At 41.9% G+C, this 15,689-nt stretch carries 18 protein-coding genes; 17 read left to right on the forward strand and 1 reads right to left on the reverse strand.

What is annotated here, in order from left to right; all coding sequences use genetic code 11:
• The 15 genes from AMS66_RS33095 to AMS66_RS03885 all read left to right on the forward strand — a co-directional run.
• The coding region (locus tag AMS66_RS33095) for a fibronectin type III domain-containing protein (RefSeq protein ID WP_201782140.1) at positions 1 to 631 on the forward strand (631 nt) is incomplete at its 5' end.
• A 149-nt stretch (positions 632 to 780) separates the two neighbouring features.
• Positions 781 to 1,188: a TIGR03826 family flagellar region protein gene (locus tag AMS66_RS03820; RefSeq protein ID WP_053779525.1), complete on the forward strand. Its 408-nt coding sequence runs from the start codon at positions 781 to 783 to the stop codon at positions 1,186 to 1,188.
• A 270-nt stretch (positions 1,189 to 1,458) separates the two neighbouring features.
• On the forward strand, positions 1,459 to 1,743 hold the full coding sequence (gene flgM / locus AMS66_RS03825) for a flagellar biosynthesis anti-sigma factor FlgM (RefSeq protein ID WP_053779526.1): 285 nt from the start codon (positions 1,459 to 1,461) through the stop codon (positions 1,741 to 1,743).
• An 11-nt stretch (positions 1,744 to 1,754) separates the two neighbouring features.
• Complete coding sequence (locus AMS66_RS03830) at positions 1,755 to 2,258, forward strand: flagellar protein FlgN (RefSeq protein ID WP_053779527.1); 504 nt, start codon at positions 1,755 to 1,757, stop codon at positions 2,256 to 2,258.
• A 19-nt stretch (positions 2,259 to 2,277) separates the two neighbouring features.
• Positions 2,278 to 3,834 (forward strand): flagellar hook-associated protein FlgK, encoded by a 1,557-nt coding sequence (flgK, locus tag AMS66_RS03835; RefSeq protein ID WP_053779528.1) that lies wholly within the window; start codon positions 2,278 to 2,280, stop codon positions 3,832 to 3,834.
• A gap of 24 nt (positions 3,835 to 3,858) precedes the next feature.
• Entirely contained in the window at positions 3,859 to 4,779 is a 921-nt protein-coding gene (gene flgL / locus AMS66_RS03840) for a flagellar hook-associated protein FlgL (RefSeq protein ID WP_053779529.1), read from the forward strand.
• Between the two features lie 16 nt (positions 4,780 to 4,795).
• Positions 4,796 to 5,365: a DUF6470 family protein gene (locus AMS66_RS03845; RefSeq protein WP_053779530.1), complete on the forward strand. Its 570-nt coding sequence runs from the start codon at positions 4,796 to 4,798 to the stop codon at positions 5,363 to 5,365.
• 103 nt (positions 5,366 to 5,468) lie between these two features.
• Positions 5,469 to 5,897, forward strand: a complete 429-nt coding sequence (fliW, locus tag AMS66_RS03850; RefSeq protein WP_236703168.1) for a flagellar assembly protein FliW — start codon at positions 5,469 to 5,471, stop codon at positions 5,895 to 5,897.
• A gap of 1 nt (position 5,898) precedes the next feature.
• Positions 5,899 to 6,144: a carbon storage regulator CsrA gene (gene csrA, locus AMS66_RS03855; protein ID WP_053779532.1), complete on the forward strand. Its 246-nt coding sequence runs from the start codon at positions 5,899 to 5,901 to the stop codon at positions 6,142 to 6,144.
• A gap of 145 nt (positions 6,145 to 6,289) precedes the next feature.
• Positions 6,290 to 7,951, forward strand: coding sequence for a flagellin N-terminal helical domain-containing protein (locus AMS66_RS03860; RefSeq protein ID WP_053779533.1), 1,662 nt, complete (start codon positions 6,290 to 6,292; stop codon positions 7,949 to 7,951).
• Between the two features lie 135 nt (positions 7,952 to 8,086).
• A complete protein-coding gene (locus AMS66_RS03865; protein WP_053779534.1) occupies positions 8,087 to 8,473 on the forward strand; it encodes a flagellar protein FlaG in 387 nt (128 codons plus the stop codon).
• A 17-nt stretch (positions 8,474 to 8,490) separates the two neighbouring features.
• A complete protein-coding gene (fliD, locus tag AMS66_RS03870; RefSeq protein WP_053779535.1) occupies positions 8,491 to 10,368 on the forward strand; it encodes a flagellar filament capping protein FliD in 1,878 nt (625 codons plus the stop codon).
• A gap of 17 nt (positions 10,369 to 10,385) precedes the next feature.
• The gene (fliS, locus tag AMS66_RS03875) at positions 10,386 to 10,796 is read left to right on the forward strand and encodes a flagellar export chaperone FliS (RefSeq protein ID WP_053779536.1); all 411 of its coding nucleotides are present in this window, start codon (positions 10,386 to 10,388) and stop codon (positions 10,794 to 10,796) included.
• On the forward strand, positions 10,789 to 11,130 hold the full coding sequence (locus AMS66_RS03880; RefSeq protein WP_053779537.1) for a flagellar protein FliT: 342 nt from the start codon (positions 10,789 to 10,791) through the stop codon (positions 11,128 to 11,130). Before fliS ends, AMS66_RS03880 begins: the two co-directional genes overlap by 8 nt.
• Positions 11,131 to 11,296: 166 nt before the next feature.
• On the forward strand, positions 11,297 to 12,409 hold the full coding sequence (locus AMS66_RS03885; RefSeq protein ID WP_053779538.1) for a hypothetical protein: 1,113 nt from the start codon (positions 11,297 to 11,299) through the stop codon (positions 12,407 to 12,409).
• A 393-nt stretch (positions 12,410 to 12,802) separates the two neighbouring features.
• On the opposite strand, the gene AMS66_RS03890 is transcribed toward AMS66_RS03885, so the two are convergent.
• Complete coding sequence (locus AMS66_RS03890; RefSeq protein WP_053779539.1) at positions 12,803 to 13,948, reverse strand: hypothetical protein; 1,146 nt, start codon at positions 13,946 to 13,948, stop codon at positions 12,803 to 12,805.
• Positions 13,949 to 14,321: 373 nt separating this feature from the next.
• Between AMS66_RS03890 and AMS66_RS03895 the strand changes: the two genes are divergently transcribed.
• Both AMS66_RS03895 and hpf read left to right on the forward strand, forming a co-directional pair.
• Positions 14,322 to 14,519: a cold shock domain-containing protein gene (locus AMS66_RS03895; protein WP_017691992.1), complete on the forward strand. Its 198-nt coding sequence runs from the start codon at positions 14,322 to 14,324 to the stop codon at positions 14,517 to 14,519.
• Between the two features lie 417 nt (positions 14,520 to 14,936).
• Complete coding sequence (gene hpf / locus AMS66_RS03900) at positions 14,937 to 15,500, forward strand: ribosome hibernation-promoting factor, HPF/YfiA family (RefSeq protein ID WP_053779540.1); 564 nt, start codon at positions 14,937 to 14,939, stop codon at positions 15,498 to 15,500.
• Positions 15,501 to 15,689: the final 189 nt, after the last annotated feature.

The following is a 15,689-nucleotide window of genomic DNA, read 5'->3' on the forward strand; positions in this document are numbered from 1 at the left end:
CGGCGTAGTAGTACCGACAGTGAACGAATCTTCATACACGCACAGCAGCTTGCTCCCAGGTACAACGCATAAATATCGCGTACGCGCTTTGACTGACACCAATACGAGTGCGTGGACAGCCATTTTAACGCAAAGCACAATCCCAGCTTTCGTTACAGGATTGACTGTTAACTCGGTAACAAATGCAGCAATAGCCTTGAAATGGAACGCAGTGACTGGAGCAACTGGTTACGATCTGGAGATTGATGGCGTCGTAGTGTCCACAACTGCGACTGCTTACACAAAGAATGGTCTCGCAGCAAACACAGATCACACCTTCCGCATCCGCTCGAAGAATGCTGCAGGAGTAGGAATATGGAGTGATCTAATTAAGGGAACAACACAATTGAGCACCCCCGTATTGAAAGGAACTTCAGACAGGACAGGAATTTTATTAACATGGGATTCAGTCAGTGGTGCCTCTTCATATGAAGTTGAAGCAGATGGTCAAATCGTAGCGACTATAAATGATACAACCTTTATTCATTCTGATTTGCTTCCATCAAGCCTTCATAAATATCGCATTCGTGCACTGAATGATCAAAATATAAGTGCATGGACTTCCATATTAAGCATCAAAACATTGAATTAAGGATGTAGATCAGGGGTATAGGTTGCGCATACATGCACCCTATACCCCTTTTTTATTCGCGAAGAGGCTATGGACTTAAAGTGAGAAAATAAGGTAATGTATAGTTATTATCCATTCGGAATAGGAAGTTTGAGAGGGGCGTTTTAGCGATGAATCTGGGTAATTGTCCGCGTTGTGGCAAATTATATGCGTTGAATTTTCGGGATGTGTGCTCGAACTGTATCAAGGAAATTGAACTGGAATACCAGACTTGTGTGGAATATCTACGCGAAAACAAGGGCACTAACATACAGGAACTATCTGATGCAACAGAAGTTTCAATTAAAAATATTACTAAGTTCATTCGTGAGGGACGGATTTCCATCGAAAACGCCCCAAATATGATGTATCCTTGTGAAGTGTGCGGAACCCTGATTCGTGAAGGCCATATGTGCGACTCTTGCCGGAATCGTTTGACGAAAGATTTGGCTGGAGCGGCTCGAGAAGTAGGTCAGAAGGATAACGGCAGCATAGGCGGACGAACCTATAATGCTGTCGACAAACTACGGGATCTATAGGAACGAGGGCTTAAATACAAGTTTTGCTATAACAAATGTTTTGGAACGTACCGATAAACTTATTAAAGATTATCGGTTTTTTTTATTATCCTAATCGTTCGAGAACATAAAGATAATGTAAGAAGAAACATTGATCGACGCATGTTCAAGGGAGACAGACCGCATTTCAGCAGTAGTTTTTCTTGCGATTATAGAATCCTTCAGCTGCGCTGAAAACGTATGAATTCTATAATCTAATAAAATCCTAAGGTGGAAGGAAGTGCAATTCGTATGAAAATCAATGAACCGAGTAGAATTGGTGCAATCAATTCATATCAGAGGAACGTTGAATCCAATCAGCAGGCTGATGCCAAAAAGAGCCGCCGTAAGGACGAGGTATCCATTTCTCCGGAGGCGATGAAGATGCTTGAGGAACAAGGTCGTACACAGGATGCAGGACGTATACAACGGATACAGGAACTGAAAGAACAGGTAAGTTCGGGAACTTACCAAGTGGACAGCAGCAAGCTTGCTGACAAGTTACTGCCGTACTTTAAGTCTTTTGATAAGGAATAGGTGATCACGTAATGGCAGCACTGGACAAGTTAATTGCAGTTTTGCAGCAAACGGAACAAAGTCACCGCGAGATGCTGGCACTCAGCGAGATCAAGAGACAGGTCATTGTCAAAAACGATGTGGATCAACTCATTGCTTTAATGAATAAGGAATCCAAGTTTATGAAACAGCAGGAGCCACTTGAGAGCGAACGATTGAGTGCAGTTCATGAACTGCTTCAGGAGCGGGGCATTAAGTCGATGCTTAACCTGAATATCACAGAGATCTCCAAGTTGATATTTGATCCGGCTGATAAACAGCGATTGCTGGAAGTCCAGAAGAAGCTAGCGGGAACATTGCAGGAATTGAAAGAAATTAATCAATTGAATCAAAAACTGATCGAGCAATCATTGATGTTTATTGATCTCTCAATGGACATATTTGCTTCTCGGCCGGAACAGGATGCCACATATCAGCATCCTGCTGATAAGAACGGTAATCCAGGGCGAATCGGTCTCTTTGATACACGTGCCTGATTAATTAGGGGGAAACAAGGTGACATCTACTTTTCATTCAATCGAAACAGCTAAACGAAGCTTGTTTACACAGACGACAGCGCTTAGCACAACAGGACATAACGTGGCCAATGCCAACACCGAAGGGTACTCTCGGCAAAAGGTAAACATGCAGGCGTCCATTCCTATGGAGCCGTTTGCATTTTTACACAGTACAACACCAGGACAACTCGGAACAGGGGTGGAGTTCGACTCCATTACCCGTGTGCGTGAGAAATTCCTGGACGACCAGTATCGCAATGAAAACACCAACTTCGGGAGTTGGTCCATTCAACGAGACACGCTTGAGAAACTCGAAGCCATTGTGAATGAACCATCCGACACCGGATTTCGGACTGTGATGGATAACTTCTATAAATCTTGGTCCGATCTGAGCAAAAATCCGGAGGATGTTACTGCTCGTCGAATCGTTAAAGAGACAACGCTGGCTCTGACAGATGCGATGAATCAGATTAGCCGCCAACTGGACAATCTTAGTCAGGATTTGGACAACAATATCGAAGTGAAAGCTAATGAAATTCAAGGCTATCTTGGTAATATCGCTAACCTTAACAGCGCTATTGTTAAGGTCGAATCGCTCGGCGATAATGCCAACGACTTGCGTGACCAACGAGACTTAATGGCAGACAAGTTGTCCAAGATTATGAACATTACAGTAACGGATTCTCCACAAGGCTACCAGGTCCAGATGAATGGACAGGCGTTGGTTACAGGTGGAACTGTGCAAGCAACAGTTGATTCTGCTTTTCTAAATACGGCTTACACTGCGGGCGATCTTACCAATGGCGAAGTCCACGGTATGATTAAGTCCAGAGACACCTTGGTGAGTGATTATCAGAAACAGATGAATGAACTTGCCAACACGCTTGCGAATGGTGATATCGAAATTAAGATCCCAGCGGGCTCTGTCTTGCCGGATAACACCGTCCTGGATGGTGTTACATACACGGGTGCATCTCGTACACTAACTGCGGATCTGAAGGTAACGGTTAAAGGTTTGAACGGTCTTCATCAGCTTGGATACAGCATGGACGGAACCAATTCACCAGGAGTACCATTCTTTACAGCAGCTGGTGGTGGAACCACGATTACAGCTGGGAATATCTCATTGAACGCCGAAATTCTGGCTGATCCCAATAAGATTGCAACTTCTCTGCGTACAGTTACTGATGCTTCTGGAGCAGAGACTGTGGTTAAAGGGAATAACACCCTAGCACTTTTACTTGCTAATCTGAAGGATACTCCTATGAAATCCTCGGATGGATTGCGTAATGCAACCATTGGTGCACAATTCAGTGCAATCGTAGGTCAACTGGGGGTTCAGTCTCAAGAAGCTGCACGTCAGACGTCTAACTCTGAGTTTCTTGTGGAGCAAGTAGACACGCGTCGTCAATCGGTAAGTGGTGTATCGTTGGATGAAGAGATGTCAAATATGATCAAGTTCCAGCATGCATATAACGCATCTGCTCGATTTATGACCACATATGATGAATTACTTGATAAGTTGATTAATTCTACTGGGACAGTAGGTAGATAATAGAAAGGGGTGACTTAACAGACCATGAGAATAACCAATAATATGCTCAGTTCACAGTTGCTTTTGAACCTGAACCGGAATGCCCAACAGATGAATAACACTCAGACCCAACTAGCGACAGGTCGTAAAATTAACAAGCCTTCTGACGATCCGGTAGGGATAACATACTCCCTTCGTTATCGGGCAGAGTTGTCATCCAATGAGCAATATCAGAAAAATGTGGATACTGCTATATCCTGGCTTGAATTTAACGACACCGTCATGAACCAAGCTGGGGAAGTCGTTCAGCGTCTACGTGAATTGACGGTGAAGGGTTCAACAGGAACTAACCCTCAGTCAGCACTCGATAGTATTAATGAAGAAGTGAAACAGCTCAAGGAGCAGCTGATTGATATTTCTAACAGTAAGCTGAACGGTAAATATATCTTCAATGGTGAAACCTATGATGTGAAGCCATATGATTTTCCTGCCAATCCAGATGGATCTTTCGATACATCTAATGCTGCCTCCGTTTTAACGGACAAAGGTAAAATCAATTTTATTGTTGGTGAAAGCGTACAACTGCCTATTAACGTCAATGGCAATGAGGTATTTGGCACTGAAACGGAAGAGGATAATTTGTTCGTAACAGTTAACAACATTATGAAGGCTTTAACAGACGGGAACACTGAAGAATTATCGAAGCAATTGGATAACATAGATAGCCGTATGGACAAAATGCTGGCGATCCGTTCCGAACTTGGTGCCAAAACGAATCGTGTTGATCTAATGATGGGGCGTCTCGATGATCTCAATATCAATTTGACAGATTTGCAAGCCAAAGTTGAGGATGCAGACTATGCTGAACTGGCGATGAAATCCAAAATACAGGAAAATATCTATAACGCTTCCTTGTCTGCAGGTGCCAAAATCATTTCTCCATCTCTGGTAGACTTCCTGAGATAAAGAGGAGGAGTAATTAGTGAAGACTCTTCCTGTCGTCCAGATTCGAACAACGCCATCTATTCTCAATATTGATGCTGATCCTGGTCAGTACTCTATTCGCCAGCCTAAGGCAGAAGTGCAGCTAAACACCAGACCTGCCAAGCTAACGGTAGAGAGTCATCCGATCACGCTTCATGTAGATCAGAGCAAGGCTTTCTCAGCATACAACGGCGGGAATATGATTGATATGAACGCGCGAATATATTCGGGCATACAGCAACAGTTCTTGCAAAACATGGCTGAACGCGTTCAACAGGGAAATCAATTGGCAGCGATTCATAAGCCAGGTAATACGATTGCAAATATAGTAGGCATGAACTGGCAACCACAACCTTTCCCTGAAACGCGCACTCCGGCTTCTTTTGATAATGTTGATACACGTGTTGATACAAGGCCACCGGATATTAACTTTCAACCTGCCGTTTCTGAAATGAACGTCATCGTTAATAAACCGGAGATTGAGTATCAACGGGGTAAGCTTGATATTTATGTGAAGCAATATGCATCAGTTCAATATACTCCACCTGACATAGATGTTGGGTTGTAAGTTATAATGTAGAGCTATAGACGGTCTCGTATGCAGCCATCTATGGCTCTTTTCGTATAAATTCTTCGCCAAGGAGGCGTTTACCATTCGGATTCAGACAAGCATGTGGGGAGAACTAGAAGTTAAAGAGGAAGATATATATCGATTTTCTAAAGGATTGCCCGGATTTGAAGATGAGACGGAATATGCGTTAATTTCATGGGAGGAGACTCCGTTCAGTTATTTACAGTCGGTACATGAACCGGGTCTATCTTTCTTGTTGGTTAGTCCATTTATGTTTGTACCCGACTATAGTTTTGAATTGGGTGAGGTGGATAAAGAAGAGCTTGGGATTGAAGAGCAGGTTTCGGTTTTCTCTATGGTGACAATTCATTCTGACACAAATAAATCCACCATGAACTTGTTGGCTCCCGTTGTACTTAATCCAGAGCAACGTCTGGGAAAACAAGTGGTACTCCATCATTCCAGCTATGAGACACGTCATCTCATCTGGGCAGAAGACGAAGCAAACTCAGTGAAGGGTGGCGTCTGATATGCTGGTATTATCACGAAAAAAAGGCGAATCCATCGTTATTCAAGATCATATTGAGGTAACGGTACTTGCTGTAGAAGGGGATACTGTGCGAATCGGTATTTCTGCTCCTAAGCATATTGATATCTTTCGCCAGGAGATTTACGCATCCATACAGGAGGCAAATCTTGAGTCTGCAACACCTCTCGCAGCCAATGTTGAAGCGTTTATGGAGCGACTAAGAAATAGTGGAATAAAAAAAGATTAAAAAAATTCCAATTTGCTATAAACAGTTGTTCACCTTCCGTCGATATATAATTTAGACGCTGCTTCGGCAGGGCGGCCGACCTTAATGTCGCGGCGTTTACCACATGGATGTGGAACTAATTTATTTTCAGGGAGGAAATACTCTAATGATTATCAACCATAATATCGCGGCATTGAACACACACCGTCAACTGTCTGCAAACACTGCTAACACTAACAAAAATATCGAAAAATTGTCTTCCGGTCTTCGCATCAACCGTGCTGGTGACGATGCTGCAGGTCTGGCAATTTCCGAAAAAATGCGCGGCCAAATCCGCGGTTTGGATCAAGCTTCCCGTAACGCTCAAGATGGTATCTCTTTGATCCAAACAGCTGAGGGTGCTTTGAACGAAACTCACTCCATCCTGCAACGTCAACGCGAGATTGCTAACCAATCCGCTAACGGAACAAACACGGATTCCGATCGTCAAGCTCTGCAAGACGAAATGAACCAATTGACTTCCGAAATCAACCGTATCGGTAACACTACAGAGTTCAATACTCAAAAATTGTTGCAAGGTGATGGAAAAACTAACCTTACAGGTACTGGCGTTGCTAAAGACGGATTTGTAAGTGGTGGTTCGACTACTCATACACAAGCAAGCCAAACCCTTGATGCTCCTGCTGCTGTTGGCGCAATTGGTGAAGAATTGACAGTTACTATCAATGGTCAAGATCTGTCTGCTAAGTTGACTACATTGCCTGCTGATGAAGCTGCAACTGGAGCTCAATATGCTGCTGAATTACAAAAAGCTATTGATGCAAATGATACGTTGAAAGGTAGCTTTACAGCAACAGCTGATGCAGCTGGTAAAGTTACTATCTCTGCAGTTAAACAAGAAGATGGCGGTCAATTTGATGGATCCAAGGGTAATATGACCGTTGCGAAAATAAATGGTACAGATGCAGCAGGTGGTGCAGTTTCGGTTGGTACTACAACTTATACCGCTGCAAAAGGTACACTTGACTTCTCGAGCATAACTTCTCCGGCAGCAGCAGAGAAATTGCTTGGTACTGGTGTGACTATTAATGGTCAACAGGTTGAGTTCTACGATGCAACAAAAGGTGAGTACAAAGGAAGCGCACTAGGAGTTAATATTAGTGCCTTGACTAAGGCTGGTGCTACTGTAGGTGCTGGTGATGTTGCTCAAGCAATTGTTGACACTCTTGCTACTAAAATTGAAGGTGTAACACTTTCCGTAGGTACAGGTGCTGATGCAAATAAATTGGTGATCACATCTAATGCTAAAGGTGAAGCTGGTAACGGAATCACTTTGAAAGATGGCGGAGTTCAGAAGAACTTTGAAACTTCTTTCCAAATTGGTGCTAACACTGGTCAATCCATGAGCCTTTCTATCGGCGACATGCGTTCTTCCGCTCTGGGTATCACTGGTAAAGCTGGTGATGCTGGTTTCACTAAAGAAAACACTGTAACTGATGGAACTAACGATGTTAAAGGCGAAGCTGCTCTGAACATCTCCACTAAAGAAGGTGCAGCTGCTGCAATCGCAGTTCTGGATAAAGCAACTGCAACTGTATCCAGCGAGCGTTCTAAACTGGGTGCTGTTCAAAACCGTCTGGAGCACACAATCAACAACTTGGGAACAGCTTCTGAGAACCTGACAGCTGCTGAATCACGTATCCGTGACGTTGATATGGCGAAAGAAATGATGGAACAAACGAAAAACAACATCTTGGCTCAAGCAGCTCAAGCAATGTTGGCGCAAGCAAACCAACAGCCGCAAGGCGTTCTGCAATTGCTTCGTTAATTTTATCAGGCTCTACACTAAACCTTGGATCTTTGATCCAAGGTTTTTTTGTTGGATTTTACATATTTCCTAAAGCTGGGGACTTGCTTGACCGATATATATTATAAATGCGAACATGTTGGAGGTCGTTTAAGGGTGAACATTCAATTTTCTTTATCTGCTGCCTCATCCGTAAGTAGTGCTGGGCTTGAGGTACAGAACCCGGCAAGCGCTTCACAAGCGGGACAAGAAACAACTAACATCAAGACAGCTAAGGAAGCTTATAACAAGGAAAAACAAGGTATACACTTATCGATCGGGGAAGAGCAGTTGATTCGTAATATCGATCGTGCAGTCAAGGCTCTACAAGGGCCCGAGACTACGCTGGACATCAGCATTCATGAGAAGACACATGAGATTATGGTCAAAGTTCTAAACAAGGATACAGGAGAATTAATCCGTGAGGTTCCTCCAGAGAAAACGCTGGATCTGGTAGCCAAGATGATGGAAATTGCAGGGATATTGGTTGACGAAAAAATATAATTGGTGGAGGTGCTGTTGTGGTTACACGTATTAATGGGTTTTCCGGAATGGATATTGAAAGTATGGTCAAAAGTATGATGGCAACCAAGCGCGTGCCATTAGACAAGCTCAATCAAGAAAAGCAACTTTTACAGTGGCAACGGGAAAGCTACCGCGAATTAAGCAGTAAATTATATGACTTCAGATCCAATAAGTTAATTACGAAATATGGAAGTTCTACTGCGCTGAACGCGAATAAAGCAACAGTTACGGGGAACACAGATGCGGTTAAAGCCGAAGCGTCAGCAACCGCTAACGGAGTTGAAATGAGGATTAGTGTTGAAAAGCTCGCCGAAAGTGCAACGATCACAACGTCGGGGCTTGGCCAAGGGATAAGTGGTACCACGTCATTGGCCGCTTTGGAAGGTGTAGACTTATCTATGATGGGTTCAGCGGACATGGCGAAGTACCTTCAAAAAGGCTTTGATATCAAAATCAATGGAGTAAGCTTTACCGATAAGGATGGTAAATCTTTATTTAATGGTATGACGTCCATCTCTACTCTGGTCTCGACCATTAATTCCAACGCTCAGGCGAATGCAATCGCAAGTTATGATGAAATTACAGGTAAGTTATCCATTGCTTCTAAAACAGGAGGAGAAGGTAACACGGTTACCGTGGAGACTCCTAGTGGTGGAAATTCCATAATGGCACTCTTTTCTAAAAAGACTGTGATCGAAACAAAAGGTCCAGGTACTGACGTTACGGCTGACAAAACACTGGCTGATCTGTACAAGCTAAATGGTGGTAAAGATCCGGAACCAGGCACACCGGCCAAAACGTACAGTTTTGTTCTTAACGGAAAAACACTAAATTTTAATGGAACTGATAAAATATCCGATGTGCTAGATAAAATCAATGCTCCTGGCTCCGATGCAATGGCGGAGTTTACAGGTGGAAAATTGACCATTACTGCTCAAGAGGGTAAAGAGCTAAAGATTAGCGGTGGATCCTACGAATTTATGAGTTTGTTCAAAGGAACCAAATCTTATGAGGATGGCGCTCCACTTATTCCTACTGAAGGTAAAGATGCCATTGTTACAGTGAATGGTGAACCTATAAAAGGTATCAAGAGTAACTCTTTTTCTCTCAATGGAGTACAAATTACTTTGTTGGGTGTTACTAAGACGGGTACAGTTGATAATTTGGCTGTAATTAAGAACCAAAGTGATCCTGACAAAGCTTTGGAATCCATCAAGGGTTTTATTGAAGATTACAATAGCTTAATTAAAGCTCTGAATTCAAAGGTTGAAGAGACGAAGTATCGTGATTTCAAACCATTGACAGACGAGCAAAAGAAAGAGCTGAAGGAATCCGAGATTGATACCTGGACCGAAAAAGCAAAAAGTGGTTTACTTAAAAATGATGATATCATTAAATCCGTGTTGTCCGAGATGCGTGCAGTAATTACGGATAAACTTGGTCCTCTAAGCGCTTTGGGAATTACAACAGGTAACTATTCGGAGAATGGTAAACTGGTTATCGAGAACGAGACAAAACTGAAGAATATGATTAGTACGAATCCACAACTCGCATTGGATCTGTTTCAAGGTCCTGCCAACGCTCCAAACGAAGGTATATTCGACAAATTGGCAGATAAGGTATCTAATGCGATTGAGAAAGTCTACCAGCGTGCAGGTACCAACAGATATACAACTGATATAACCAGTGCTTTTCGTGATGAGAATATCATGGGTCGTAAAATGAAAGATTATAATAATCGAATTCTGACGATGCAAACGAACTTGCAAAGAACGGAAGACAGATACTATAAACAATTTGCTGCGATGGAAGCAGCGATGAACAAGATGCAAACACAGTCGTCCAGCCTCTTTTCCAGTTTGGGACAATCTTAATATAAAGGGTGAGACTTTTGATTACATCTCCTTATGATAAATACCGCCAATCTTCGGTCCAGACATCAAACCCGGCACAATTGGTCATTATGTTGTATGATGGGGCAATTCGTTTTGTGAAAACCGCTATTGACGGGCTAGCTCAAAAGGACAATGAGAAGATAAGTCTGAATTTGGGGAAAGCCCAAACCATTATCAGTGAGTTGATGAGCACGTTGGATCGCTCTTATGATATTTCCAAAAACTTGCATTCACTTTACGAGTATACTAATTATTTGCTTGTAGAAGCTAACATACGTAAGGATGTGGCTAAAGCTGAAGAGGCAGTGGGTTATCTAACGGATCTTCGTGATACGTGGCTACAAGCATCCAAGATTGCTGCAGGGCAGGAAGCACCGCCTATATCTACGGAAAGTGCTCATGGATAGATTGACGTATATGACTCAGCTGCAGCAGCTAACGAGCAGTATTATGGATGAGTTATACGAAGCCGATTATGAGAAGCTTGAAGCTTTTGTTGAGGAACGTCAGGTTATTATTGACGGACTCGTGAAGCAGTTCTCATCACAAACTGCAAGTTTATCTGAGAAGATGGAGATAGAACAACTTCTAGGTAATGATAACGAGATTGTAGCGCGTATGAACGTTCTTCGATTGGAAGCTCAGGACTGGCTCCATAAGCGTGGACAGGCCAAGACACAACGAAATGCTTATGAGTCCGGCTATACGCCAGATAGTTTTTTGATGGACAAGAAGAAATAAGAACTTTACAGAAACCTTCATGCATTACTTGACCGAGATTTAGTCAGGGTAATCGCAAGAAGGTTTCTTAATTATTATTTGTAGATATTTGTTACCAAAAAAAGGTATACACCTATTCTTGTTGAATAACATTATTGTTAATAAAATACATAAAAGGAGAATTGATATGAGGAAAATGTTTTTAGTAGCATCGAAGTGTTTACTGGGCCTCACATTAGTAAGTGGACTGTTTAGTGGAACAACATGGGCAGAATCTAATGGAGAGAGCCTGCAGGCAGTTCAGATTGAGCTACCCAACAATTTATCTAAACTAGAGCTTCCTGATACCGCCTATTCAACTAAAGGAATTGCTAGAGGTAAGAAAATTGAGGTTAATCGTCCTGAGATTTCTATTTTATCTAATTTTAACGTGACGGGGGATCGCATAAGTTTTAGTGACAGTTTAACTGCAGCTGATCCAACAGACTTCTGGTTTTTTAGTGTTCCAACCGATCGCACAATTTTGACTCAGTTACGATCTGCTAACGCTAATTATAGATTTGATTTGTATTCGATTGATTGGAATACAGGAACTGCAACTCCAACACCATTTTGGGGCAAGGCAGGCGAGATCAAATTTGCAACCGATTTGGCAGCAGGGGATTGGGGACTTCGAGTTACCTCCACAGGTACGGTAGGTGACTCCTATAGTATTCATGCTAACATGGCTAATCCTTCAGTAGTTCCTGATCCAAGTAATCCTTCCAAAACAGCGAAACTCACTTCGTATTCTGAAAACCTAATCTCGGCAGTAATGGAGTATCCTAATGGTGATATTACTGTAAACGGAGCAAAAATTGGGAATACGTCCGCTGTGAGTAATATTAACACACATCTTGCTTGGGCTAGGGAATACACCTTTACAAACGGAGGAGCACATTCATCCATAAATCATGATGTTGATGATGTAAGGATTAAAAGTGTCACAATTCCATTGAAGTATACGTCTCAATATGCACAGTCGGACAATGCGGTGTTTATAACTTTGGATAAAGGGACTTTATTCACTTCATTCCGTTCTAATTTCGTTTCTGGCGTTCCCACTTCAAGCTGGAGTACTTTTGATGATGTACAAGGTAGAACGACACCTCGTAGACTTGATGACATTGATATGTTTGGTGATCCAGATCTTTTGGTTTATGATTTGGATAAGAAAAAAGTTATTGATTTTGCGAGTAACTTGAATTATTGGTATGCAAAGGGGATAGAGGCTTTCCCTTCTGTTGTTTATTATAGATAATTTAGTACTTATATAGCGCTTAGAATCGAATGTGGAAAAATAATGATCCAAATAAAAAAAAGCTCATCGTTACGATGGGCTTTTTTTATATTTATACTTTAGCTAAAGTTAGATATTATCCTTCTACGCTATGGTTGCTGTACCTAAATCAACAATCAAGCGCAAAATCACAACTTGCTCCAATTGCAACACCACTCTGTTAAGGAGAGTTAATCACTAAAAAGAATAACCATTTGGTTCGATCTTCTTGGTCCAGCCTTTTTTTCTACTTGGATAGGTTGTCACTCCACAAGTAGAAAGTATCATATTCAATTGACTAACTTCCAGCGCATCTTAAACATCGATTTCGTAAAGTTTAATCATTTTTTTAATTCAATAACGCACCGACTTTGTCTAATAGATTGTAATCAGATAAATCTGTTCATCTTCTTCGAGATAGTGAAAGGATAGCGTGCGCGAACCGTATTTGTAGATCATGTCATATCCGCCTTCTGCTTCATTTAAATATTCTTTCTGTGGTTTACCTAGCCATAACTTCACCGTTTCGGGATAGAGATTACGTTGCTCTGCGAACAGGTTGAAGACCATGATTCTCGATTTGTTATCCAGTTCGTGCAGGTAAGAGTCAAAGCCTATCGCGTATTGCGAATAAACATAATATGCTCCCCATTCACCGTTCTCCCTGGACTTAGCCTTGTTTAATGTATTTGACATGGATTTGTGGGTCATACCCAGCTTGATATTTGGCTGATTCGGGAGAATCCCCTTCATTGCAGAGTTCTTAAGACTTTCGAGATAGGCGCGATCTCCGATTCCTGAGTTAGGCCATGTTGGCTGATCAAAATTAAGATAACGAGTGTCAGTTAAACGCAATTCTAATTTAGAAATGTTGAGTTTAAAGGTTTCTATTTCATATTTAAACACAGTGTTATTGTAGAACTTGAATTGCACTCGTGATTCTGACAACATACGTATGCCGCCCTCTCTAGCGGCAGGATAGAAATTATTTATTTTTTTGCCTTTGTTATCTACGAATTTTAACGGTTGTAATACACCTGAGCGAATAATAAACGGTTTAGCCAAATTAAAGTTGGATGATCCCCACTCCGTGATGAACAGCATATCTGGTGTAAGTTTTTCCTTACTCTTAATGGTGTAATGCCAGGTTTGTGGTAAGGTAATAGAATGAAGGTCGAGGTCCGCGGACTGAACTGTGCCGTAGGTGGCTCCTTTTTTTAACAATGCTGCGCGATAAGTGCCTGTATATGTAGGGTCACCAGGGTTGTTATTGGTCCATAAGTCTTCTTCTGTTAGGGTTGAGATTTCTTCATCTTGAGCAAAAATAAAGACCGTATATGGCGTCTGGTACGCATCACGAAGTGTGAAGGATAACCGACTGATTTCTTTCAATTCCTCTGCAGGCATTCGATTCCCTTGAGCATTTGCATGATTGGATGGAGCCAATACCAATATCCCGAAAAAAAGGATAGGTAGTAGAATCATAGCAATCCAATTTTGCTTCTGAAGTGAGTGAATCATTTCTGTAATCTCCCCTTGTTAAATGAAATATAATAGTCTTGGTGACATACTGAATTTTAACATGCCTATCCATTCCTATACCATTATTATCTTGAAATCACTTCCTTTAACCTTAGGTTAATAAAGAGAAACTATTAAAGACCAATATTATCTTGGAAATGCATAAAAATAGGCGTATCACTAGTCTAATAACCTGATATATTAACAATCCCCCATCGTTCAGCACAATCTCCAATTAATCTACAAAAAATTCCAAGAAAACATTTACGTTACCAATTGACAATGGATAACTTTGGATGGTATTATCTGAGTTGTGGGCTGAGGTTAAGGCCGAAAGCTTCACTTCATTTGATGACGAAGGGAATGTTAGTGCATGCAAGGTAAAGTAAAATGGTTCAACGCAGAAAAAGGTTACGGTTTCATTGAAACTGAAGACGGCGGCGACGTATTCGTACATTTCTCCGCAATTCAAACCGAAGGATTCAAAACTTTGGAAGAAGGTCAATCCGTAGAATTCGACATCGTCGAAGGCGCGCGTGGACCGCAAGCAGCTAACGTAATCAAATTATAATCATCCGGACAATCCGACCTACATATATGGTTAGATGGTTACCAATTGAATTAACGCTAGCATCAGACTCCGGTTTTTCCGGGGTCTTTTTTTTGTTTTAATAGATTCGAGATTTGAGGATCTGTTAAGGATATTATTGGTATTAATTTGATAGTTTCAAGACATAGATTGTATTCGTTTTACATAATAGATTGAAGGAGCTCGGAAACGGTTAATTACATCATCAAGCGCCTAATAAGACAATCCGTGTTAATTAACGATTATGCCTCAAAATGGAGAAATATCGCGAAATATGGTGGTAAGCCTATGTTGGCTGATGTGGCTTGAACAAATGTCATTATTCGGTCACCGGGAGTTTTTACATGGCGCTTACATTCGTGTTATAATGAAGTGGCAAAGGAAAAGGAGGAGTGCCCTATGAATTTAAGTATTCGAGGTCAACAAATCGAGGTTACCGATGCTTTGAAGGATTATGTCGACAAAAAGTTGAGTAGACTCGAGAAGTATTTCGATGCACCCCTTAACTCTGACGGTGCTGTTACCCTGAGCACGACGAGAGGCTTGCATACAGTAGAGGTGACGATCCCTTTGAAAGGCATTGTGCTCCGCGCCGAGGATGAGAGTGACGATATGTACGCTTCCATTGACTCTGTGGTGGACAAGCTGGAACGTCAGATCCGTAAACACAAAACGAAAATTAACCGTAAGTTCCGCCAGGAAGGCAGCCTGAAAACGCTCTTCGTCGAAGATCCGACAGGTACAGTGGCTACCGCTGAACTGGATGCGGAGACCGAAGATGATGACCTGGAAGTGGTACGCACGAAACGGTTTATGTTGAAACCAATGGACGTGGAAGAGGCGATCCTCCAAATGAACATGGTCGGCCACAATTTCTTCGTATTCTCCAACATTGAGAACGAAGAAGTCAGCGTTGTGTACAAACGGAACGATGGTAAATACGGTTTGATTGAACAAGGCTAATGGATTCAGTGTAATTGACTGACCTAATGCACTGATTTAGCACACTAACCTGGTTTAGTAACTAAACTTATTGAATTGAAAAATGATTTTTAACGATAACGAATGAAGACAGGGACATCTTAGCTTCCTGTATTGGATTAAACTAACAAGAGCCTCCATCCTTTATGGGATGGGGCTCTTTTGTGCGCT

The organism is Paenibacillus xylanivorans, from assembly GCF_001280595.1.
Classification (GTDB): Bacteria; Bacillota; Bacilli; order Paenibacillales; family Paenibacillaceae; genus Paenibacillus; species Paenibacillus xylanivorans.

What these genes read in the sequence shown, in the direction of transcription:
- AMS66_RS03890 (WP_053779539.1), bottom strand. Translation starts at nt 13,948, where the DNA reads ATGATTCACTCACTTCAGAAGCAAAATTGGATTGCTATGATTCTACTA.
- AMS66_RS03880 (WP_053779537.1), top strand. Translation starts at nt 10,789, where the DNA reads ATGGATAGATTGACGTATATGACTCAGCTGCAGCAGCTAACGAGCAGT.
- AMS66_RS03820 (WP_053779525.1), top strand. Translation starts at nt 781, where the DNA reads ATGAATCTGGGTAATTGTCCGCGTTGTGGCAAATTATATGCGTTGAAT.
- AMS66_RS03860 (WP_053779533.1), top strand. Translation starts at nt 6,290, where the DNA reads ATGATTATCAACCATAATATCGCGGCATTGAACACACACCGTCAACTG.
- fliW (WP_236703168.1), top strand. Translation starts at nt 5,469, where the DNA reads ATGTGGGGAGAACTAGAAGTTAAAGAGGAAGATATATATCGATTTTCT.
- AMS66_RS03895 (WP_017691992.1), top strand. Translation starts at nt 14,322, where the DNA reads ATGCAAGGTAAAGTAAAATGGTTCAACGCAGAAAAAGGTTACGGTTTC.
- AMS66_RS03830 (WP_053779527.1), top strand. Translation starts at nt 1,755, where the DNA reads ATGGCAGCACTGGACAAGTTAATTGCAGTTTTGCAGCAAACGGAACAA.
- flgL (WP_053779529.1), top strand. Translation starts at nt 3,859, where the DNA reads ATGAGAATAACCAATAATATGCTCAGTTCACAGTTGCTTTTGAACCTG.
- hpf (WP_053779540.1), top strand. Translation starts at nt 14,937, where the DNA reads ATGAATTTAAGTATTCGAGGTCAACAAATCGAGGTTACCGATGCTTTG.
- flgM (WP_053779526.1), top strand. Translation starts at nt 1,459, where the DNA reads ATGAAAATCAATGAACCGAGTAGAATTGGTGCAATCAATTCATATCAG.
- AMS66_RS03885 (WP_053779538.1), top strand. Translation starts at nt 11,297, where the DNA reads ATGAGGAAAATGTTTTTAGTAGCATCGAAGTGTTTACTGGGCCTCACA.
- csrA (WP_053779532.1), top strand. Translation starts at nt 5,899, where the DNA reads ATGCTGGTATTATCACGAAAAAAAGGCGAATCCATCGTTATTCAAGAT.